Source organism: Asticcacaulis taihuensis (assembly GCF_900100255.1).
GTDB lineage: Bacteria > Pseudomonadota > Alphaproteobacteria > Caulobacterales > Caulobacteraceae > Asticcacaulis > Asticcacaulis taihuensis.
Genome location: NZ_FMTS01000008.1, coordinates 1 through 21,216 on the forward strand (window position 1 = coordinate 1; position 21,216 = coordinate 21,216).

Consider the following 21,216-nt stretch of genomic DNA (forward strand, 5'->3'; position numbering starts at 1 on the left):
GAGAGCGGCGCCCTGTCCGGCTTTGCCCATGATGGCGAGATCACCACCTACACCTTCTTCGATCCTGACCTGGCGGATATCTACCGGCACGCGCTCGATACGGCGCCGGGCCAGTCCGTGCGTGTCGCTGCCATGGGCCGCGATCCGGCGCAGATGATCCTGTTCGCCCAGGGCGGTGACGATCCCGGCTCGTGGCACTATTATGACTTCGCCACCGGCAAGCGCGTCGATATCGGCAGCCAGTATCCGTCGGTGCCGGCCGAATGGGTGGCGTCGCAGCGGCAGGTCCGCTACACCGCCGCCGACGGTCTGGCGATATCGGCGCAACTGACCCTGCCGCCGCAGGGCGAAGCGAAGCACCGGGCGCTGGTCGTGCTGCCGCATGATGGCCCACTGTGGCACGACGGACGCGGTTTCAACTGGCTGGCCCAGGTATTGGCGTCGCGCGGTTATGTGGTGCTGCAACCCAATTACCGCGGCTCGGAGGGCTATGGTGCGGCACTGACCGCAGCCGGCAAGGGCCAGTGGGCCGGGCGCAGCTTGAGCGACATGGCTGATGGCGTGCGCTATCTGGCGGCCCAGGGGATAATCGATCCGAAGCGGGTCTGCATCGCCGGTGAGGGCTATGGCGGCTATGCGGCGCTCAAGGGTGCAGAAGGCGGGCCCTATCGCTGCGCCATCGCCATCAACGGCATCTCCGACCCGGCGGACTATCTGAAGACGGCGAAACAGAACGCCGTGGCTGACGAAATTGCCGCGCTCAGGGCCGATCCGCAAGCGCAGCGGGCCTTCATGGCTGATGCCCGTTCACCGGCGCTGGTGCAGGGCTATTACGGCAGCCAGACACCGGCGGCCATATCGGCGCCCTCGGTCAAAGCGCCGGTTTTGCTGGTCGCCAGTCACTACGACAAGGCCGTGCCCGCCGACCAGAGCCGGTCTCTGCGCGATCGCCTGCAAAAGGCCGGCAAGACTGCCAGCTATACCGAACTGCCCGACTGCGGCCACGACCTCGCCACCGAAGCGTGCCGTCTGCAAACCGCGCAGGCCGTGGTCGATTTCCTCGCCGCGAATAGTCCGGCAAGGTAGGCGACTGCGCGCCAGGCTAGAGCGCCGATCTGATTGCATCAGATCGGCGCTCTAATTCTTTGCTTTAACGCACTTTTTAATCCGAAACGTAGTTCGGCGAAGCCAAAAGTGCGTCACACTTTTCGGAAAGTGCTCTAAATTAATCCCGCATCCTTATAGACCTGCTCCAGCACATCGAGCGGCACGGCGCCGCACAGAAGTCCGGTATCATGGAACTTCTTGATGTCGAAACCTGCGCCCGCCTTGGTAGTGGCCGCCGCACGCAGTTTAAGCCACTGGATCTTGCCGACCATATAGCCCAGCGCCTGACCCGGCCAGACGCAATAGCGCTCGATCTCGGTCTCGTTTGAATCCCCCAGATTGGTCATCATGAAGGCCATGGCCTGTTCGCGGCTCCAGCGTTTGGCGTGCATCCCGGTATCGACCACCAGGCGGCAGGCGCGGAACATGGCGTCGCTCAGGTAACCGATATGACCAAACGGATCGGTTTCATACATGCCCATATCGGTGCCGGCCAGTTGTTCGGCATAGAGCGCCCAGCCCTCGATATAGGCGTTAAAGCCGGAAATCTTGCGCAGTTCAGGCAGGTTCTTGTTTTCCTGCTGGATGGATATCTGCATGTGGTGGCCGGGGATCGCCTCGTGATAGGTGAGCGTCGGCAGGGTCCAGCTCGGCACTTCCTTCGTGTCGCGCAGGTTGATGTAATAGGCGCCCGGACGCTTGCCATCGAGCGAAGCCCCCTGATAATAGCCGCCCGGCGCACCCAGCTCGGTCGCCTTGGGCACGCGCTTGACCGTCACCTTCGATTTCGGCAGCACGCCAAAGAACTGCGGCAGCTTGGCGAAAACGACCTCGACCTGCCTGTTCAGGTCGGCCAGCAGCTTGTCCTTGCCAGCGTCGGTGTTTTCATACCAGAACTTCGGGTCCTTGTGCATGGCCGCCAGGCGCTCGCCGGTCGTGCCCTTCGTCATGCCCTGCGCCTTCATGATGGCGTCCATCTCGGCTGAGATTTCCTTCACCTTGTCGAGGCCGATCTGGTGGATTTCATCCGGTGTCAGCGTGGTCGAGGTATTGGCCTTGACGCCAAAGGCATAGCGCGCGTCGCCGTTCGGAATATGCCAGACCCCGGCGTCATGCGTCGCTTTCGGCAGGGCGGCCTTCAGCGCCTCGATCTGGCGGCCGAGCGCCGGCAGGATGGCCTCCTGATAGGCTTTGGTCGCGGGCGCCGACCAGTCGCCGGCAATCGCCTTGTCCTTCGTGCGGTTGACGATCGACTGCACCAGCGGCGAGGCGTCCGCCTTGGTGCTGCTTTGAGTCTCCATCTGCCGGATCGCCTTTTGCAGGGCGAAATCGGGCGGCACTATGCCATCGGCGATGCTGGCATTGAAGCGCGCCGTTTCCTGATCCAGCAACTGGGCGTACTGGTTCAGGCGGCTGAGATAGGCGTCGGCGTCGTCCTTGGTCTCGATCGAGTGCTGGCTGTCGAGGAAGTCCGGCACCGATTGATAGCTGCCGGTAAGCTGCGTGATCGGGTACGGCCCCCAATAGGTGCCGCCGTCGCCGAACTTGAAGCTCTTGTACCCTTCGAGCGTCGTTTCCGTATCCCACAGCACGGTATCGTAATTGATGCGGTCCATGCCGGAAAGCGTCTTGCGGTCGATTGCCTTCAGGGCGGTCGCCGATTTCTCATAATAGGCGGTCAGGCGGGCGCGTTCTTCCGGCGTGGCCGGATCGAGCTTCGATTTCAGCGGAGCCAGCTTGTCCTTGTCCAACCCCAGCGAAGTGGCCAGCATCGGCGAATTGGCCACCGTCTCGTCGTACATCGACTGGAACAGCGTGTTGAGATTGGCGGCTTTCGCCACCGGCTTCGAGCAGGCGGTGACCGCCACGGCCGCCAGGGCGGAACCTCCGGCCAGCAGATTACGACGATTGATCATGGAACTATCCCTTTTCATCAGATCAGGCCCGCAGCCTTATAAACATCATCCAGCACATCCAGCGGTACGGCGCCGCAGGTCAGGCCGACATCATGGAAGCGCTTGATATCGAAGCCCGGTTTGGCCTTGGCGGCATCGCGCAGCTTCAGCCATTCCAGCTTGCCGACCATGTAGCCCAGGGCCTGGCCCGGCCAGACGCAATAGCGTTCCACCTCTGCGGTGGCCTCGCCCTGCGCCTTGCCGGCCGTATCCATCATGTAGGTGATCGCCTGCTCGCGGCTCCAGCCCGAACCATGAATGCCGGTATCGACCACCAGCCGCACCGCGCGGAACAGGGCGTCGTGCAGATAGCCGATGCGCCCCGCCGGATCGCTGTCATACATGCCCATCTCGCCGGCCAGTTGCTCGGCATAGAGCGCCCAGCCCTCGACATAGGCATTGAAGCTGGAAAGCTTGCGCAGCATCGGCAGGCCCTTGGTCTCCTGCTGGATCGTGCCTTGCAGATGGTGGCCCGGAATGGCCTCGTGATAGGTGAGCGTGGGCAGGGTCCAGCTCGGCAACTCGGAAATATCGCGCAGATTGATGTAATACATGCCCGGCCGCGACCCATCGACCGATCCCGGACTGTAATAGCCGCCCGGCGCACCGGCCTCGATCGCCACCGGCACGCGCTTGACCTGAACCTGGGTATTGGGCCGCACGCCAAACCATTGCGGCAGCCGGATCTGCACCGTCTTGACCTTGGTGTTCAGATCATCGAGCAGCTTCGCCTTGCCGGCGTCGTCATTGGAATAGAGATACTGCGGGTCCTTGTACATGGCCTTCATGCGGTCGGCCACGGTGCCCTGGCTGCGCCCCATCGCCCGGAAGCGCGTATCGAGTTCGGCGGTGATCTCGCTGACCTTTTGCAGGCCCAGCTTGTGGATGTCCTTCACCGTCAGGCTGGATGAGGTATTGAGCTTGACGCACTGAGCATAATAGGCCGCCCCATTGCTCAGGTTGAGCACGCCGGCATCGTGTTTCGCCACGCTTTGCTGTGCGGTCAGGGCATCAACCTGGCGGCCAAGCGCCGCCTTCACCGGACCGGCAACAATGGCCACGGCCTGGGCCTGCCAGTCACCAGCTATGTTTTTAGCCGCCGTGCGCGTCACCAGCGAGGTCACCAGGCCGGAGGTCGCCGGATCGGCGTCGCGCAGGGCGGTGATGGCCGCGATCGTCTTGCTCATGATGTAATCAGGCGGCACCACGCCGCGCGCGAAATCGGCCCTGGCCCGCGCCGTTTCCTGATCGAGCACACCGGCCCAGGCCGTCAGGCGGCTGAGATAGGCTTGCGCGTCAGCGGTGCTTTCAATGGTGTGCTGGCTGTCGAGGAAGTCCGGAATATATTGCCACGAGCCCGAAAGCTGGCTGATGATGTAGGGGTTGGGGAAGCCGCCGCTCCATAGCCCGGCGCAGGGGGCTGCATCGCCAAAAGTGAAGCTGCGCGCCAGGGTCAGTTGGTTGCTGTTGTCCCACAGCACGGCGTCATAATTGACCCGGTCGGCGGCCGCCAGTTGATCACGCGGAATGGCATTCAGGCGATCGACGGCGCGTTGCAGCCGCGTGACATGCGCGGATTGCGCGGCGGCACCGCGGTCATCTACCTTCGCTTTCAGGGCGGCGAATTCGCCATATTCCGGCTTGTCGAGCCCGGCATAGGTGGCCAACACCGGCGAGGCCAGCAACATATCACGCAGGATGGCGCCAAAGGCCGAGGTCAGGGCCTGGGCCACTTCCGGCGGCGTCACCTCGGGGATCGGCGGGGGCGGCGGTTCCACCGGCTTTGGCGGCGGCGCCTTCTTTACGGTCTTTTTCGGGGCAGCCTTGCCCCTGGATTTCTTCGTCGTTTTGCTTGATTTCTTCTTGCCCGAAGTCTTCTTCGCGGCCGTTTTTTTCTTTTTGGCGGCGGCCAGGGCTTCCGTGGCGGTCAGGCCCAGCAGGGCACCCAGGGCGCCCACCAGAAAACGACGATCAATCATAAGAACCCACTTTATGGTTTATTATGACGGCGAACCTATGCCGAACTTGTCTCGCCCGCAACCGCCCGCACATGAATAGTTTGTCATCTGACGATCCGCAGCCCTATTCCCTTATGGTTTCCTTATGCCGCGGATGCTACGAACGCCTTATTCAGAATTATTCGCAAACCGGGAGCCCTCGCATGATCCGTTACAGCCTCGCCGCCCTCGCCCTGATTGCCACGCCGGTGCTGGCGCAAACATCGACGCCCGCCCCGGCACCCGCTTCGGATACCCTGACCGGCAAGCTGGCCGGCCCTGAGGGTGCCGATATGGGCAGCGTCACCATCACACCGGCGCCGAACGGCGTCATCCTGCGCGTCGAGGCCAAGGGCCTTACCCCCGGCTGGCACGCCATGCACTTCCATGAAAAAGGCGCCTGCTCGGATGAGAAATTCGCCTCTGCCGGCGGCCATGTCCATAACATGACCCCGGTCACCCACGGCCTGCTCAATGCCGGCGCCAATGACGCCGGCGACCTGCCCAATCTCTTCGCCAATGTCGACGGCACCGCCACCGCAGAAGTCTATTCCACCTTCGTCAGCGCCCGCGAAGACGGCAAGCTGCCCGCCCTGATGGATAGCGACGGCTCTGCCGTGGTCATTCACGCCATGGCGGATGACTACACCACCCAGCCGATCGGTGGCGCTGGCGTCCGTGTCGCCTGCGCGGCGTTACAATAATAAATCCCCTCTCCTCATGACTATGGGGAGAGGACGAGAGCCGCGCAATGCGACGGCGATCGGGTGAGGGGCCATCTTACCTGGACATTCACGCCTCCCATTTGCTAAACCAAGGGCTCCGGGGTTATTATCAATAAGGCAGCGCCATGTCCCTCCCCCCGCTTGATCCCCGCACCACTGCCCTCGTCCTGATCGACCTGCAAAAGGGCATTGCCACACCCGGCCGCGCGCCCCATGACAGTACCGACGTGGTGTCGAAAGCGAAATCCCTGGCCGAACGCTTCCGTGCCGCCGGCAGTCCGGTTTTCCTCGTCCGCGTCTACTGGGCGAAGGACTATGCCGACGCCCTGAACCAGCCGGTCGACCAGCCGGCGCCTCTCCCCGCCGATGGCCTGCCCCCCGCTTTCTACGAATTTGTCGACGGTCTGAAGCAGGACGGCGATATCATCATCCACAAACGCAACTGGGGCGCCTTCCACGGCACGGACCTCGACCTGCACCTGCGCCGGCGCGGCATCCAGACGATCGTACTGGCCGGTATCGCCAGCAATATCGGCGTCGAATCCACCGCGCGCGACGCCTGGGAGCGCAATTACAATCTCGTCGTGGTCGAAGACGCTTGCACCACCAATGCCGCCGAGGCCCATGCGGCATCTTTCAAGTACATTTTCCCGCGCATTTCCCGCGTGGTCAAAACGGCAGATATCACACTGGCCTAGCCGTGATGATGTCAGCTGAAATCGTTAATCCTCCCCTCTTGGAGGGGAGGTGGCGAGCAAGCGCCGACCGCAGGTCGAAGCACGTCGAGACGGAGGGGTAAGGCCACGCCCGCCTGTCTTACCCCCCTTGCGGGACCCCGGCACCGGCCGCCCGGCTCCCCGCCAAGAGGGGAGGACTTAGAATAAGCGAAAACCAATGTCATCTGGCCCCAGCCGTTTTATCATCCGCTTCGGTCACCGGCGGCTTCAGCCATTGCTTCAGACGCCGCCGGATCATCTGGCCACCGACAAACAACAGCAGGATCACCGCGGCGAGCAGCCAGAAGGACAGGCCGCGGATCAGCATTTCGTCGGAATGGGCGAAATACCAGGTCACGCCATTCCGGTAATGCGGCAGCACAAACCCGCCGGGCGCATCGGTCACATGCGGCCGCACCGCATAAAGATGGCTGATAAACAGCGGCAGGCTGACCGCCGGCACGGCCGCAAAGACAAAAACCGCCAGCAGACGCCACCAGGCGGCAGCGGAATGGGGCTTGGAAACAGGCACCTTACTCATGCCCGAACCCTAAGCTGCCCTGCCCTAAAAACTCAATGTGGAACCAACGGCAAGGATAACTGCCGTTTCGTCGCCGGAATGACCGGGGCGATACGCGGCCGCGGCTTGACCACCGCCTTGACCGGATAAAGTGGCCGTTCCACCCGCTTCGGCCGCGCCAATACGGAGACACGCGGGCTCACCTGCGGCACGGACGGCGCCTCACCATTAATGGCGATCCGCACCATGCCGCCGCACGCCTTATCACGGCAGCGATATTTCCATTCGAGCAGATCGACAAATTCCACGCCTAAGTGCCTGTCGATCAGCCCCTGCACGCTCTCTCCCCATTGACGCCCGCAATTCCGGCAGGTGGCGCCAATCCGGGTGTCGCGCGGCAAATCCTTCACCTGCGGCGGGCATGTATAGACTTTGCTATCCAGCATGACGAACATCCTCAAGGGAATAACATGATCAATGTTCCCATTTTGTTCTATATTGTGGATAAAGTCAACCATGGGAACAAAAGAAAAACAAAACACCTCTTTCGAACGCTTTTGGACAGCAACCCTGAAACGCAGACATCACCTGCGCCAGACCGGCGGGGGTGATGTCTGCGAGGCGCGCGCCCTAGAATCCGTCGGGTAAATCAATGCCCATTTCACGGGCGCGCGAATGCACCATATCCCGGTGTTCATTGCGGATGCGGTCGCGCTCGGCTTCGCTGCCCGCCATGCGCATCCGTTCATGAAACTGCAAACGTTCCTGATCGGTGAGCAGCAGTGACATCAGATAGCGATTCTGTGCCGGGCCGGCCCCCGAGCCCGAACCAAACGGCGCATCAACGCCCAGTTCGCGCGCGCGTTCCGCTATGATATTGCGATGCTCGGTACGAATGCGCGTACGCTCCGCGTCCGTCGATGCCTGCAGCATTTCCTGGTGAAAGCGCGAGCGCTCCTCACTCGTCAGCAAGCTCCAGTTGCTGATCTGGTCGCGCAGAGCCTGATCCGTGCGCAAACGATCCTGATCCTTAAGGCGGTCCTGATCCTTGAGGCGGTCCTGATCGGTGGTACGTGTCCCCATAGGCATATTCATTGCCCCGCCACGCCCCTGGCCACCACCACCACTGCCGCCGCCGCCGCCGCCGCCGCCGCCGCCGCCTTGCGCCTGCGCGGGTTCGCCCGCCACCGCTACCACCAATACTGCCGGAATGACCCATAATTTGGCTAAAGACATGTCTTTCTCCTTTCATGCGTGAAAACCGCCGGTCGGCAAAATCCCGCAAACTGTGGAGGTATTTCTAATGGAAGGAAGGGCCAGCCGGTTTGACCGCAATCAACAGCGGAAACATTCATAAGCGTCGGCGTGACGCGCCTAATTTGCCCAGACTGGCGGCTTGTTGAGGGGAATGCATTCTCTCCCCGGATCAATACGGCGGGCTACAAATAAGCGAGCCACCAGTTTTTATGCCGCTGCTTGATACCCAGCCACCACCGGCAGACGGGATAAAGCAACGCAATAACGATAACCCAGCAGACCCAGACCATCCATAAGGGCAGGTCTGTACCCTGCAATGCCGTCGGGTGCTTGATGGACATATAAAGGCTGTTGAATGCCCCGGTAAGCGGCTTGCCCATCGCCAGGTGCGCCACAATCGCGACCGCATGTACGATGTACAAATGCGCGACATAGGCCATCAGAGGTACGGCGCCGAAGGTGCCAAGAATGCGCTCCAGCCTTGCCGGCAACCTTTCAAGCCACGGGGCCAGCAACAGAACCACGCCCAGCGTCACGCACAGATACAGCAGCGAAGGCGGGTATTTCTGCACGTTCATGAAGTCCATCACCGTGTCTTCCAGGTGCGCCTGCATGGCCCACGGCCGCGGATCGCCGTAGAAATTACCGCCGCGCAGGGTCAGGAAGAGGATCAGCAATCCCGCCCCCAACAGCATCAGCCGCCTGTCCCGGTCGGGCGTCAGGAAGATGTGGCCCATGCCGTAGCCCAGCGCGATCACCCCAATCCACGCCAATACCGAATAGGACAGTGCCAGCACAGGCATCCCGCCCAGGCTGAACAGTCGCGGCTCATACAGGAAGTTCCAGACAATGCCGAACATCCCCAGTTGTGATGCATGTATGGAATCGAGCAGATTATGTCCCAGAGTGATGACCAGCCCCACGATCAGCACCCATTTGCGCGGCAGATAAACCAATCCCGCCAGCGCGATCATGGACCAGCCAATGGCCCACAATATCCCCAGCAGCACCGGCACCGGCCAGCCGAACGACCAGCCCAGCCCCACAATGGTCACCTCCACCACCATCAGCCATACCCCCCGGCTCAACAGGAATATGGACAACCGGCGGATATCCGGCAGCCTTACATATTGCAGCCAGGCCGAAACACCGGCCAGAAACACAAAAGCCGGCGCGCACAGGTGCGCCGACCAGCGCATGGCGAAGAGAATCGGATTGCTGACATGAAAATCCATAGGATCGAGCGCGAAACCGCTGATATGCGTATATCTGCGCACGTGATCCAGCGCCATGATCACGATGATCAGCCCACGCAGGATATCAATTACCGCGAGGCGTTGCCCCGCCTTTAAAGCATCCACCCCGTCCGACATGCCGTGCTCCCCGACGACTTTGTTAACCAAAGTACGCCGAATTGCCGCTTTAGCAAGCCGGATAGTCACAGTTGCAATTTATCTACGGCAACAAAAAACGGCCCCCTTTCGGAGGCCGTTCTCATTATGCATCTACCTTCACGCGCTTCTTGCGGAAGCTCGGATTAAGCTCCTTCTTGCGCAGGCGGATCGACTTCGGCGTCACTTCGACCAGTTCATCGTCCTCGATATAGGCGATGGCCTGTTCCAGCGTCGGACGGCGCGGCGGCGTCAGACGGACGGCCTCGTCCTTGCCCGAGGCGCGGACGTTGGTCAGCTGCTTGGCCTTCATCGGGTTGACGTCCAGGTCGTCCGAACGCGAGTTTTCACCGATGATCATGCCCATATAGGTCTTCTCGCCGGCGCCTACGAACATCACGCCGCGCTCTTCCAGGTTCCACAGCGCATACGACGCCGTTTCACCATCCGAGTTCGACACCAGCACGCCCTTGCGGTTCTGGTCGATCAGGCCCTTATAGCCTTCATAGTGCGAGAACACGCGGTTCAGCACGCCGGAGCCGCGCGTATCGGTCAGGAACTCGCCCTGATACCCGATCAGCGACCGCGACGGCGCCTTCAGCACCACGCGCTGCTTGCCGGCCCCCGAAGGCGCCATGTCCTTCAGCTCGGCCTTGCGGGCGGAGAGCTTTTCGATGACGATGCCGGTGAACTCTTCGTCCACGTCGATCACCACGTCCTCGATCGGCTCCATCTTCTCGCCGGTTTCCTCGTCCGTCTTGAAGACGACGCGCGGACGCGAAATGGCCACTTCAAAGCCTTCGCGGCGCATGTTTTCGATCAGAACGCCCAGTTGCAGTTCGCCGCGGCCCGCCACTTCAAAGGCGTCCTTCTCGGCGCTTTCGGTGACACGGATGGCCACGTTCGACTCGGCTTCCTTCAGCAGGCGCTCGCGGATCACGCGGCTCTGCACCTTGGTGCCTTCACGGCCGGCCAGCGGCGAGTCATTGACCGACACGGTCATGGAGATGGTCGGCGGATCGATCGGTTGCGCCGGCAGGGCGGTATCGAGGCTCATGTCGCACAGCGTATCGGCCACGGTCGCCTTGGAGAGGCCGGCGATGGCGCAGATGTCGCCCGCTTCCGTGCCTTCGTCGATCGGCTGACGCTTCAGGCCGCGGAAGGCCAGAACCTTGGTGATGCGCCCGCGCTCGATTTCCACGCCGTCGCGGTTCAGCGCCTTGATAGCCAGGCCCGGCACGGCCTTGCCCGATTGCACGCGGCCGGTCAGCAGGCGGCCCAGGAACGGATCGGATTCGATCAGCACCGACAGCATCTGGAAGGGCTGGTCGACATTCTTTTGCACGGCCGGCGCGGGAACGTGTTCGACGATGAGGTCGAACAAAGGCGCCAGGTTTTCCGAAGGCGTATTGAGGTCCATCGTCGCCCAGCCGTTCTTGCCGGAGGCGTAGATGTGCGGGAAGTCGAGTTGCTCTTCGCTGGCGCCCATGGCGGCGAAGAGGTCGAAGGCTTCGTTGTGCACGCGGTCCGGATCGGCGTGCGGACGGTCGACCTTGTTGATGCAGAGGATCGGGCGCAGGCCCAGCTTCAGCGCCTTGCCAAGCACGAACTTGGTCTGCGGCATGACGCCTTCCTCGGCGTCGATCAGGATGACGCAGCCGTCAACCATGCCCAGGATGCGCTCCACCTCGCCGCCGAAGTCGGCGTGGCCCGGCGTGTCGATGATGTTGATGCGGGTCTCGCCCGCCTTGCCGTTCCACAGAACGGAGGTACACTTGGCGAGAATGGTGATGCCGCGCTCGCGTTCCTGGTCGTTGGAGTCCATGGCGCGTTCGACGGTCGCCTCATTGGCGCGGAAGACGCCGGACTGGGCCAGCAGGGCATCGACGAGCGTGGTCTTGCCGTGGTCAACGTGGGCGATAATGGCGATATTACGCAGGTTCATAAAGGGCCTTTTATTCAATATACGCCTCCCCTATTCATGGGGGAGGTGGCGCGCAGCGCCGGAGGGGGCTTTATCTTCAAGCCTCCCCAACGGGTCAGGGCGGCTTTATTGTCGTTTGCACCTCCCCAACAGGTCAGGAAGGTCTTTCTATCTTGTACCTCCCCGCTATGGGCAGGCTTTCATTCTTGTACCTCCCCGCTTGTCGGGGTTTGGCGCCAGCGAAAGTATAGCTTTCGCCAGCCATGGGACCATTGGCGAAGCCAATGGTGGTGGGGGTTCTTACTTTCTCGCCTCTCCTCCTCCTCATCTGGGGAGGTGGCGCGAAGCGACGGAGGAACCCTTCCCTCCTCCCCTGTGAAACGGGGGAGGTGTCAGCGCGAGGCCCTTAAGGGCCGGTGTCGCTGACGGAGGGGGCCCCTCAGGGCTCTCCCGCTCCGAACACCAAAAAAGCCTCTCGACTAGAGAGGCCGGAAGGGTTGGATCGTTTGAGATTGCGCGCTCTATAACCGAATCCGCCTCAAAAGGCCATAGCCACCGGTGGATTATTTTCGCGGGTGCGAGAGGCTGACGATTTGGAATTCACAGGCATGACAAATTAGCTTACCATTTGATTGCGTGAGACTCAGTGCATCGCGTAATCGCGAAATCACCAGAATGGCGCACAACTTGACGAGAATTGATGAAGCTGCACTTAAAGCTGCCGTAATAGACCGCTTAATTGCAACAAGACATGCCGATGATAATTCAGTCATTGTGACCGAAATGACGGTCGCAAATTGGTCGAGACGTGCAGACGTAGTACTCGCCAATGGAAAACTGTGGGGTTTCGAGATCAAATCCGAACTCGATAGCTTGTCTCGCCTAAAAGGGCAGGTAGAGACTTTCACAAAGTATTTTGAAAAATTTGTTTTGGTGCTGGCAGAGCGTTTTGTTGACGAGATGCTGGAATCAATTCCCGAAGGCGTTGGTCTGTGGTCTGCCGATAAGGTTGGAAATCTAACTCAAAAAATTGCCCCTAAACAAACACAACTATCTGCAGAATCTTATATTTCTTTAATGACAGCTACCGAGATAAAGAAATTACTGACCTGTAACGGCCTGAAAACTGAAAAAGGTTGCCATCGAATGGCGCTGGTGAATGAAGCAATTAAATTACCAATAAAAGACCTCTCTTCAGCCGCTCGGGAAGCAGTAAAAAATAGATACAAGGAAAGATATCATAGATTTTTATCTGAAAAAGAAAGTAAAAAAACAATCAAAGCCCTTTCTTTCCTAACCCGAACTCCCCTTAAAATACCTAGACAGACTCATGCCCCGCCCGCAATTGTCGAAATAAAAGATATTCCCATCAGTCATGACAACCCATATTTAGTACATGCCCCCAGCGGGCCCATCTTAAAACGTAAAGTGGATTAATTACATTAAATCATCTAAATCATACGGGTCTACTGCGTCCGCTTCATCAGGGAAACTGACCGAAAGTTGACGCTCAATATGCATGTTAACACGGGCAGCAATCCAATTGGCAGGAGCGCCAAAGCCAGAAGGAACAACTCCCGTGTTTGCAGTCTGTAGAATTATGTCCGCCCCCCAATTGGCTCGCGCAAATTCAACATCCCAATCTTCAAGGCTTACAATTCTACGAGCGCACTCCACATAACCACCATCGTCATCTCTGCGGCGAGCGTAAAACCAGCTGTACTCAGTGCAATAATCAATTCTTGGAACCCACCGACTTATCATTGGTTCAAAAGGTTCAGGATAAATTGCAGAATGATCACCATATATTGCAACCTCATCCCCCCCCAACTGAGTGTGAAATTCTCGATCAATGATCTCCAAGCTAGCTTGGCCGTCACCATAAGCGGCTACGGATTTAGGAAAACTAGAAGACACTACGGCAATCCGAGCACTTGGCTCAGTCTCGCGTAGAGCCGTAATGACACGGCGGGCCTCAACAATTTTTGTCTCAAGCGCACCGCGGATGTACCCAAAATCTAGTACAATGAATACACTATTAACATCTGCCACAGCGGCTAATGCTGCTTTTAAAAACCCTAGATCGATTGACGGCTTTTTGGTTCGGATCAGAACCGTATTATACTCCGCTTCTATCTCAACAACTTGCCGAATAAATGCCCTTTCCGAGCCGTCAGAATCAATAATTGCCGCGGGAGTAAGCCCTGGATATCCACGAACTAGCTCTCTCCAATTTAAATAATGATTTTCTGGATTCGTGACTTCGGCCAAATCATCACATGACTGGTCACTAACCATATTTAAATCAACAAAGCACCCACCAATTTTGGCTTGTATTGCTTCCAAAACCTTGGATGTTTGGGTTAATCTTCCAAATTTACCAATGGAAATAAGTGGATGAAGCGAAGCCTTTGCAATTGGAGACAGTTGCATGTACCCCTTAACTTCCGCTTGCCTTGAACGGAGGCATGGTAAGTATTTAATTGAATCAAGCAATTGCTGGCCATGCAAGTTCATTGATTTCCTCCCTCTTCTTGCGCGGCCCCAGATTGTGCTCGAGACCTTCTCGATGGAACTCGACCTGGCAACGTTCGAGGTATTGGTTCGCGGGTTTGAATAATCTCTAATGCAACTCTCATAGATTCCGCCACGTTGTTGGCAGTTCCAGACCACTCAGATGCCTGAATTTTTGTTTCTTCAAGTTCTCCCTTTAACAAAGGAAAATCTTTGTTTATTTTTGCTCGCAAAATTCCATTAATTACCAAAAGTCCGACACTTAACGTCCAACCCGATCCAGCAACTATGGCAAGAACAACAAATTTATCATGCCAAAATATCGAAGCTATGCCTACAATAGATGCTGCTCCAGATCCAATGATCAGGAACGCACCTATTAAACTATTCTCAGAGAAATCAGGTCCTTTTCCAGACACCATCGCCCCCAAAGCGCCATCACCCGCCTAAGTGGTACTTCTAAAAAATTTGATTTTCAATAGAAACCAGCGCGTAACCTAAAATCCCCTCCCCGCCATCCGGCCGCATCATATCCGGATGGACACCTCAGCCGACGGGTTCGCGCCAGATCAGGGTGATGCCACGGCGCTGGCCACGCGCCGGCTGACCCTGCGTGCCTATGCCGACCCTATCGCGCAGCCAAAATTCCCTAACCAGTCGAGGGGCTGGACCTGCCCGATACCTTTCTGGAGGCCAGACGCGCCTTCCGCCAGGATCGGCAAATGTCTGATATTTTCCGTCTTTGATAAATATTTACCCGTATAATTATAGAAAATAGTCAACAATACGAGCCGCATAACAATAATTATTAATATAAACTTTTCAATAAAACCGAATTTTATTGCAATTTTTCACCCATTATGACACAATCCCCTTATTCGAAACCAGACCTTTGACTTGTCTGCACGCTCAGGCTTTCTCTCAAGCATCGCAAATTTCGGACCGTGCCGCGCATTTTCGCGCCGCATAACCGCACAATTGTGCGATTCTCAAGGAGGCCCTCATGGCCAATGGTACAGTTAAATGGTTCAACCCCATCAAGGGGTTTGGCTTCATCCAGCCGGAAGACGGCAGCGGCGATGTCTTCGTCCATATCTCGGCGGTCGAAAAGGCCGGCCTGCGCAGCCTGAACGAAGGCCAGTCCATCACTTATCAGCTCTTAAATGAGCGCGGCAAGAACGCCGCGGTTGATCTCAGCACAGTCTGAGCGAAAGGAAGGGCCAGGTCCGGTCACGCCGGTCCCTCGCCCGCACATCATGAGACAAAAATTTTCATTGGCGGCCCCGCGCTGGGACGACATCTGGCCGACCGCCGGCGAAACCGGACTGAAGCACCAGGTCGTGCCCGTTCGCTTTTGCATCCTGCCGCGCGGCAAATCCTGGCAGGTCTCGCGTAACGCCGCCTTCTGGGGCGTTTTCCAGTCGCGCACCGAAGCCGATAACTCGGTCCGCCAGGCCATGCTGGCCATCTTCACGGCGGGCGGCGCGGCTCAGGTTCGCTTTACCTGACTGCACCGCGCAGGGGGAAAGGCCGGCGCGTCCTTAGATAGGCTTGGGGGTAGCGCCGGCCGATCTGCGCCCTATTGCAAGAGCGATAACGATTTCTACGACATCTCGGCGCACTTTGATGAGAATGTCCTCGAGCCGCCGCCGCTTGATCCACCGCCTGCCTGGCTCGCAAGGTCCCGCCTTAAAATTCGTAAAGCAAGAAATCCCCCTCCCCGCCATCCGGCCGCATCATATCCGTATGGACACCTCTGCCGATGGGTTTGCGCCAGATCAGGATGATGCCACGGCGCTGGCCACGCGCCGGCTGACCTTGCGCGCCTATGCCGACCATATCGCGCAGATAGTCGAGGGGCTGGACCTGCCCGATACCTTTCTGGAGGCCGAGCGCGCCGCGCGCGCCATCACCGCCGCCGACCGAATTATCCAGCAACTGCCTCTCACCCCCGAAGACACCGCCCCGGACACGACACCGGACAACCCTCCGGCCGCCCGCAAGGCCCGCGCCTGCGCCTGCGCGCCAGAGCCGACCGGTTGCTGGAGGTTATCGGCCTGATCCCCGATCCGGACAGCTACCTCGAAGGCGAACGCGCAAGCCGCTGCCTGCTGGCTTCCGACCGTATGCTCTCCCAGCTTTACGAAGCGCCGCAAAGCCCCGATAGGTATAAGGCGCGCTTCCCCAAATCCCCCGCCTTTGCCGACGATCTCGATCCAGAAAACGACCCAGACGACGATCCGGAAGACACCACCGACGGGCGCGCCGAATTCCTGGCGAAGGCCGATCGCTATGCCATCGGCTGCGCCCGCAACAGCGGCATCTGGCCGGACGGCACCGCCTTCGACAAGGACGCCCCCGCGCCGCGAAGTCCGTGGCGGCTGGCGGACAGCCTCACCATTTTCCAGTGCGAGAGCGATCCGGCGCAAAAGGACCGCTGGCCGGCCCTGCTGATGCTGAACCGCGCCAATGCGGTCATACGCGCCATGGCCCGCCGTGATGGCCGCTGGCCCGACTATTCGCCCTTTGGCGAAGACGATCCGGACTATTACAGCCTGGCGGCGGATTTTGACGAAAGGGTGCTCAATAAGCCGAAACTTGATCCGCCGCCGGACCACAAGGAACTCCCCAACACCATCGGCTTCCCTGCCTGGCTGGTGCGCAAGGTGCCGCCTTAGGTGTAGAAAGTAAGAACCCCCACCACCACATCTCACGCTACGCGTTCGTGCGGTCCCCCTCCCCAGCAAGCTGGGGAGGTACAATCTTTCTTGATCCTCCCCTCTTGGAGGGGAGGTGGCGAGCAAGCGTAGACCGCAGGTCGAAGTGCGTCGAGACGGAGGGGTAAAGTCCACGCACCTCACTTGGGGTTTTACCCCTCCGCCTCGACGCGCTGCGCTTGCTCGGCACCTCCCCTCCAAGAGGGGAGGATCTTTGCGTCTTACCCTCAATTCACCCTTTTAACCGAAACCGCCGTCACGATTTCCTCCAACTGCTCCATCAGGAACGGCTTGCACAACACCTGATCCATACCGGCCAGTTCGCACAGCCGGCGCGTGCCCATGTCCGAATGCCCGGTGATCCCCACGATCGGCACCGGTGGCACCAGCCCCTCGCCTTCCTGGCCGCGGATCGCCTTGGTGGCCGCCAGGCCGTCCATCACCGGCATCTCGATATCCATCAGGATCAGGGCATAGGCCGAATTGGCGGACATCTCCAGCGCCTCGCGGCCATCGCGCGCGCGCTCGACGCCGAAATCCAGCAGGTCGAGCATGGATTCGATGACGAAGGCGGTCTCGTCATTGTCATCGGCCACAAGGACCAGACGGTTTGTCTTGGGGCTGAGTTCGCTCATGCCACACCCTTTTACACGTGCGCGGACCATAGCCCGACGCATGTAAAGGATCAGTACGGGATGGCTATTGGCGGCCCATGTTTCGGTCGGCCCAGGTGATGAAGCTGGCGATATTCGGCGCATCCGTATGACCACCGATATGCTGCCGCCAGGCCAGTTGGCCATCCAGCAAGTCGGTCAGGGGCGGCGGCATGACGGCGGTTTTGTAGTCATTGCCGACGCCGAGATCCTTCGCGCCGAGCAGTTTCCAGACGCGGCCCGCCGCCACGGTGGCCATATAGCTGCCCTGCTGGTCCAGCCACTTGGCGTCGCCCTGTTCGGGCACGCCGTAGGAGATAAAGACGAGACGCGGCGCCGCCAGGGCGATCAGTTCGTGGGCATCCACCGGCAGATCGCCGGCATTGAGCGGTCCGCCATATTTGAGGAAATTGCCGGCCATCCAGTGATATTCGCCGGAACCGGTGAGGCTCTCCACCGCCTCGCCGAAATTGCGCCGGTGCGGCTTGGCACCGCCTTCGCCGGACGAGCCAATCAGCCCCATGTAAAAGCGCTGGTCGAAGGCCATGGTGACCAGCGCTGCCTTACCGTAGCGCGACACGCCCTCGATGCCGATATGGGCCTTATCCACCTCCGGCCGGGTGGTGAGATAATCGAAGACCTGACCGGCGCCCCAAGCCCAGGCGCGCAAGGCGCCCCAATCGTCCGGCTTGCGCGGCTGGCCCTTGTTGACGAGGCCGATGATGCCTTGCGTCAGGCCCGCGCCATTATCGGCCTGATAGCTGGTCGGGTTAAGGATAACCACGCCCCAGCCATCGGCCACGAGTTGGTGAATGCGATCGAGATTGGCGGCCTGCGCCGCGGCCAGGAAGCCCGCCATGCGCGGATCGAGGTCTTTCGGCGGGGCTGGCGGCACTTTCGGCGCCGGGAACTGGGCCGGTCCCCAGTTAAACATGACCAGCACCGGGGCAGGCGCTTTCGTCTTCGCCGGCAGAATCAGCACGGCGTCGATATCAACGCTGATCGCCGGATAAGCCGAATTATCGACATGCCCCACCAGGCGCGACGCCACAATGTCCGTGCCCTGGAGGGTTTCCGCCTCGCTCTCGGCAACACGCCAGGTCACGGCGGGCACATCGGCAGGAACGCGGCCAACCACTTCGCGCTCAAAGGCTTCGGCAATTTCCGGCCGGCGCTTCTGCCACCAGTCATTGACCGTGGTGACCTTCTGGCCGTTGCTAAGGGTCAGGATATCCGGCCAGTCGGGATAAGGATTGGCCTTGGCTTCGTCATAATTGGCATGGTCCGGCGCCTTTTCATCGCCATTCGGACCGGGCCGCAGGGTTTGGATGCCAAGCTGGTCCATCATATTCTGATGATCCTGCTCGGTCGTTAAAGCCTGCGCCGGCGCCATTTCTGGTAGCGCTAACAAACAGAGAGCCAAAACGACGCTGACAACCGCTTTCATGATATCCTCCGGGCAAATGACGGCGTCTTTGGCGCGCCGTCTGCCCTCACCTTTTCACAAAAGGGCCCGCAGGTGAAGACGATAAAGGCGGAAGATGTTCCCACCTTCCGCCTTCCTGTTAGTATCCGGAGCTTGAATAGCTGCTGCTCGAATAGCTGGACGATTCCTCGTGCCAGCCGCCATCACGGTCGCGCCAGCCATAGGCGACCACCTGACCGATATGCCAGCGGCCGTCATCGTCCTGCCAGCCCACGGCGCGCGGACGGCCATAGTGCCACTGGCCCTGATCGTCGCGCCAGCCTTCATCGGCATTGTACGGACGGCTGGAACCATATTGCGAACCGGAGTTATAGCGGTCATCGACATAAGGACGATCCGATCCGTTATTGTCGTAAGGCCGGGTCTGGTAATCGCTGTTATCGCTGTAGGGGACGGTGTTATAGCCTCTGTCGTCCGACTGGCTGTAGCGGTTCGACGGCGGATCATAATAGACGTTGTCGTAATAGCCGCTTTGCGGACGGTCGCGGAAATACAGCACCTGATAGCCATCCGGCGCCGGCGGCGGCGAATAATATTGGCCTTGGCGATAGGCGTAATAAGCACCGTTGTAACACTTCACCGACGACTTGCCGACCTGATTGCCGATTACGCCGCCGAGCACCGCGCCGCCGACCGTGCCAAGGCCGCGTTCGTGCTTCGATACCTGGCTGCCGGCCAGGCCCCCCACCACGGCGCCGATGACCGCGCCATTGGTACCTGCATTGTCCTTTTTGGCATAACAATAGCCATCATAGGATCGTGTGTCATACTGGGCATGGGCCGCGAAGGGCGTGGCCAGGGTGGCCGCCATCAGGCCGAGCACGGCCAGCGAAGGCGCCAGATATGTCTTGTGCTGTGTCATCTCAAGGTTCTCCTCCAGGCGCAAAGCCTTTGCCTGCCAGCCTGAACCCATAAGTATAAGTATGCAATAAGGCGCGCTTGCGGCGGGAATGAGCCTAATCGGCCGGTATTTCCAGCGCATTGCGGTGCAGGCCATCCTTAAGCGCCGTCTTGTCCAGTTCACCTTCCCAGCGGGAGACGACCACGCAGGCGACGCCATTGCCGATGAAATTGGTCAGTGCCCGGCATTCGCTCATGAACTTGTCGATGCCAAGCACGATGGCCATGCCGGGCACCAGAGCCGGATTGACCACGGCCAGGGTCGCTCCCAGCGTGATGAAGCCCGCGCCGGTCACACCCGACGCGCCCTTCGAGGTCAGCACGGCCACGCCCAGCAATGTCAGTTGCTGCATCAGGCTCAGTTCGTAACCGAGCGCCTGGGCGATAAACAGAGACGCCAGGGTCATGTAGATATTGGTGCCATCGAGATTGAACGAATAGCCGGTCGGGATCACCAGGCCCACCACCGGCTTGGAGCAGCCGAGCGCTTCCATCTTGCGCATCAGGTTCGGCAGGGCGCTTTCGGAGGACGAGGTGCCGAGCACGATCAACAGTTCGTCCCTGATATAGGCGACGAAGCGGAAGATCGAAAAGCCACACAGCCAGGCGACGATGCCGAGGACGACCACAACGAAGAGAATGGCCGTCAGGTAAAAGGTGCCGATCAACATCAGCAGCGATCCCAGCGCCGCCGCGCCGAACTTGCCAAGCGTATAGGCCATGGCCGCGCCTGCGCCGATCGGCGCCAGTTTCATGATCATTGTGATGATGTCGAAGATGATCTGGCTGCCCTGGTCGATCAGGTTGCGGATTTCCTGCACCGGCGGCCCGATGCGCTGGAGGGCAAAGCCGGTCAGGATGGCGACCAGCAGAACTTGCAGGATATTGCCCTCGGCAAAGCCGCTCAGGAAGGTGTCCGGGATCAGGTGCAGGAAGAAATCGACCAGATTTTCGTGGGTTTCCGGCGCGACGTATTTGGCGACCGCCGCGGCATTGCCGGCGGCGTGCATACCGGCGCCCGGCTTGATCACATGACCGACGATCAGGCCGATGATCAGGGCGAAGGTCGAGATAATCTCGAAATAGACGATGGCCTTGACGCCGACACGCCCCACCTGTTTGGCTTCCGCCACCTGACCGATGCCGGAAACTACCGTGCAGAAGATCAGCACGGCAATGGTCATCTTGATCAGCTTGACGAAACCATCGCCCAGCGCCTTGACCCAGGGCTGCGCGGCCACTTCCGGCCAGATCAGGCCGATGGCGGCGCCAATGACTACGCCAAACAGCACCTGCACATAGAGATGGCGGTAAAAGGGTTTCCTTATCTTATTCTCTGGCATGGCCGCCCCGT

21 protein-coding genes are annotated in these 21,216 nt (G+C 59.6%); 8 read left to right on the forward strand and 13 right to left on the reverse strand.

The features are described 5' to 3' along the window. On the forward strand, positions 1-1,086 hold a 1,086-nt coding region (locus tag BLO49_RS15970), incomplete at its 5' end, for an alpha/beta hydrolase family protein (protein WP_139159715.1). Positions 1,087-1,220: 134 nt separating this feature from the next. On the opposite strand, the gene BLO49_RS15975 is transcribed toward BLO49_RS15970, so the two are convergent. Then, a complete protein-coding gene (locus tag BLO49_RS15975; protein ID WP_090650407.1) occupies positions 1,221-3,023 on the reverse strand; it encodes a DUF885 domain-containing protein in 1,803 nt (600 codons plus the stop codon). 17 nt (positions 3,024-3,040) lie between these two features. Next, positions 3,041-5,041 (reverse strand): DUF885 domain-containing protein, encoded by a 2,001-nt coding sequence (locus tag BLO49_RS15980; protein WP_090650408.1) that lies wholly within the window; start codon positions 5,039-5,041, stop codon positions 3,041-3,043. Positions 5,042-5,223: 182 nt separating this feature from the next. On the opposite strand from BLO49_RS15980, the gene sodC reads away from it, so the two are divergent. Continuing rightward, positions 5,224-5,763: a superoxide dismutase[Cu-Zn] gene (gene sodC, locus BLO49_RS15985; RefSeq protein WP_090650410.1), complete on the forward strand. Its 540-nt coding sequence runs from the start codon at positions 5,224-5,226 to the stop codon at positions 5,761-5,763. Between the two features lie 146 nt (positions 5,764-5,909). Then, the gene (locus BLO49_RS15990; RefSeq protein WP_090650411.1) at positions 5,910-6,482 is read left to right on the forward strand and encodes a hydrolase; all 573 of its coding nucleotides are present in this window, start codon (positions 5,910-5,912) and stop codon (positions 6,480-6,482) included. Positions 6,483-6,681: 199 nt separating this feature from the next. Here BLO49_RS15990 and BLO49_RS15995 read toward each other — a convergent pair whose 3' ends face one another. From BLO49_RS15995 to typA, 5 genes are all read right to left on the reverse strand, one after another. Then, entirely contained in the window at positions 6,682-7,041 is a 360-nt protein-coding gene (locus BLO49_RS15995; protein WP_090650413.1) for a hypothetical protein, read from the reverse strand. A gap of 32 nt (positions 7,042-7,073) precedes the next feature. After that, positions 7,074-7,466: a hypothetical protein gene (locus BLO49_RS16000; protein WP_090650414.1), complete on the reverse strand. Its 393-nt coding sequence runs from the start codon at positions 7,464-7,466 to the stop codon at positions 7,074-7,076. A gap of 184 nt (positions 7,467-7,650) precedes the next feature. Continuing rightward, a complete protein-coding gene (locus tag BLO49_RS16005) occupies positions 7,651-8,256 on the reverse strand; it encodes a hypothetical protein (protein ID WP_090650416.1) in 606 nt (201 codons plus the stop codon). A gap of 203 nt (positions 8,257-8,459) precedes the next feature. Further along, on the reverse strand, positions 8,460-9,650 hold the full coding sequence (locus BLO49_RS16010; protein ID WP_090650418.1) for an acetyltransferase domain-containing protein: 1,191 nt from the start codon (positions 9,648-9,650) through the stop codon (positions 8,460-8,462). A gap of 124 nt (positions 9,651-9,774) precedes the next feature. Continuing rightward, positions 9,775-11,613 (reverse strand): translational GTPase TypA, encoded by a 1,839-nt coding sequence (gene typA, locus BLO49_RS16015; RefSeq protein ID WP_090650419.1) that lies wholly within the window; start codon positions 11,611-11,613, stop codon positions 9,775-9,777. Between the two features lie 666 nt (positions 11,614-12,279). On the opposite strand from typA, the gene BLO49_RS18250 reads away from it, so the two are divergent. Next, positions 12,280-13,029, forward strand: a complete 750-nt coding sequence (locus BLO49_RS18250) for a sce7726 family protein (RefSeq protein WP_170828364.1) — start codon at positions 12,280-12,282, stop codon at positions 13,027-13,029. On the opposite strand, the gene BLO49_RS16020 is transcribed toward BLO49_RS18250, so the two are convergent. Both BLO49_RS16020 and BLO49_RS18255 read right to left on the reverse strand, forming a co-directional pair. Further along, complete coding sequence (locus tag BLO49_RS16020; RefSeq protein WP_090650421.1) at positions 13,030-14,109, reverse strand: beta family protein; 1,080 nt, start codon at positions 14,107-14,109, stop codon at positions 13,030-13,032. Further along, positions 14,106-14,525: a hypothetical protein gene (locus BLO49_RS18255; protein WP_139159719.1), complete on the reverse strand. Its 420-nt coding sequence runs from the start codon at positions 14,523-14,525 to the stop codon at positions 14,106-14,108. Before BLO49_RS18255 ends, BLO49_RS16020 begins: the two co-directional genes overlap by 4 nt. A gap of 584 nt (positions 14,526-15,109) precedes the next feature. Here BLO49_RS18255 and BLO49_RS16025 point away from each other — a divergent pair. The 4 genes from BLO49_RS16025 to BLO49_RS16040 all read left to right on the forward strand — a co-directional run bounded on the left by BLO49_RS16025 (position 15,110) and on the right by BLO49_RS16040 (position 16,784). Beyond that, positions 15,110-15,313 (forward strand): cold-shock protein, encoded by a 204-nt coding sequence (locus BLO49_RS16025; RefSeq protein ID WP_090650422.1) that lies wholly within the window; start codon positions 15,110-15,112, stop codon positions 15,311-15,313. 67 nt (positions 15,314-15,380) lie between these two features. Continuing rightward, positions 15,381-15,614: a hypothetical protein gene (locus tag BLO49_RS16030; RefSeq protein WP_090650424.1), complete on the forward strand. Its 234-nt coding sequence runs from the start codon at positions 15,381-15,383 to the stop codon at positions 15,612-15,614. A 238-nt stretch (positions 15,615-15,852) separates the two neighbouring features. Beyond that, on the forward strand, positions 15,853-16,167 hold the full coding sequence (locus BLO49_RS18260; protein WP_139159721.1) for a hypothetical protein: 315 nt from the start codon (positions 15,853-15,855) through the stop codon (positions 16,165-16,167). Beyond that, entirely contained in the window at positions 16,146-16,784 is a 639-nt protein-coding gene (locus tag BLO49_RS16040) for a hypothetical protein (protein ID WP_090650427.1), read from the forward strand. The genes BLO49_RS18260 and BLO49_RS16040 overlap by 22 nt, the downstream gene beginning before the upstream one ends. A gap of 266 nt (positions 16,785-17,050) precedes the next feature. On the opposite strand, the gene BLO49_RS16045 is transcribed toward BLO49_RS16040, so the two are convergent. The 4 genes from BLO49_RS16045 to dctA all read right to left on the reverse strand — a co-directional run bounded on the left by BLO49_RS16045 (position 17,051) and on the right by dctA (position 21,205). After that, entirely contained in the window at positions 17,051-17,458 is a 408-nt protein-coding gene (locus BLO49_RS16045; protein WP_181444865.1) for a response regulator, read from the reverse strand. Positions 17,459-17,522: 64 nt separating this feature from the next. Continuing rightward, positions 17,523-18,923, reverse strand: a complete 1,401-nt coding sequence (locus tag BLO49_RS16050; RefSeq protein ID WP_090650430.1) for an alpha/beta hydrolase family protein — start codon at positions 18,921-18,923, stop codon at positions 17,523-17,525. 118 nt (positions 18,924-19,041) lie between these two features. Continuing rightward, positions 19,042-19,824 carry a glycine zipper 2TM domain-containing protein gene (locus tag BLO49_RS16055; protein ID WP_090650588.1) on the reverse strand — a complete coding sequence of 261 codons (783 nt, stop codon included), beginning with the start codon at positions 19,822-19,824 and terminating at the stop codon, positions 19,042-19,044. 94 nt (positions 19,825-19,918) lie between these two features. Beyond that, a complete protein-coding gene (gene dctA, locus BLO49_RS16060; protein WP_090650432.1) occupies positions 19,919-21,205 on the reverse strand; it encodes a C4-dicarboxylate transporter DctA in 1,287 nt (428 codons plus the stop codon). Positions 21,206-21,216 lie beyond the last annotated feature (11 nt).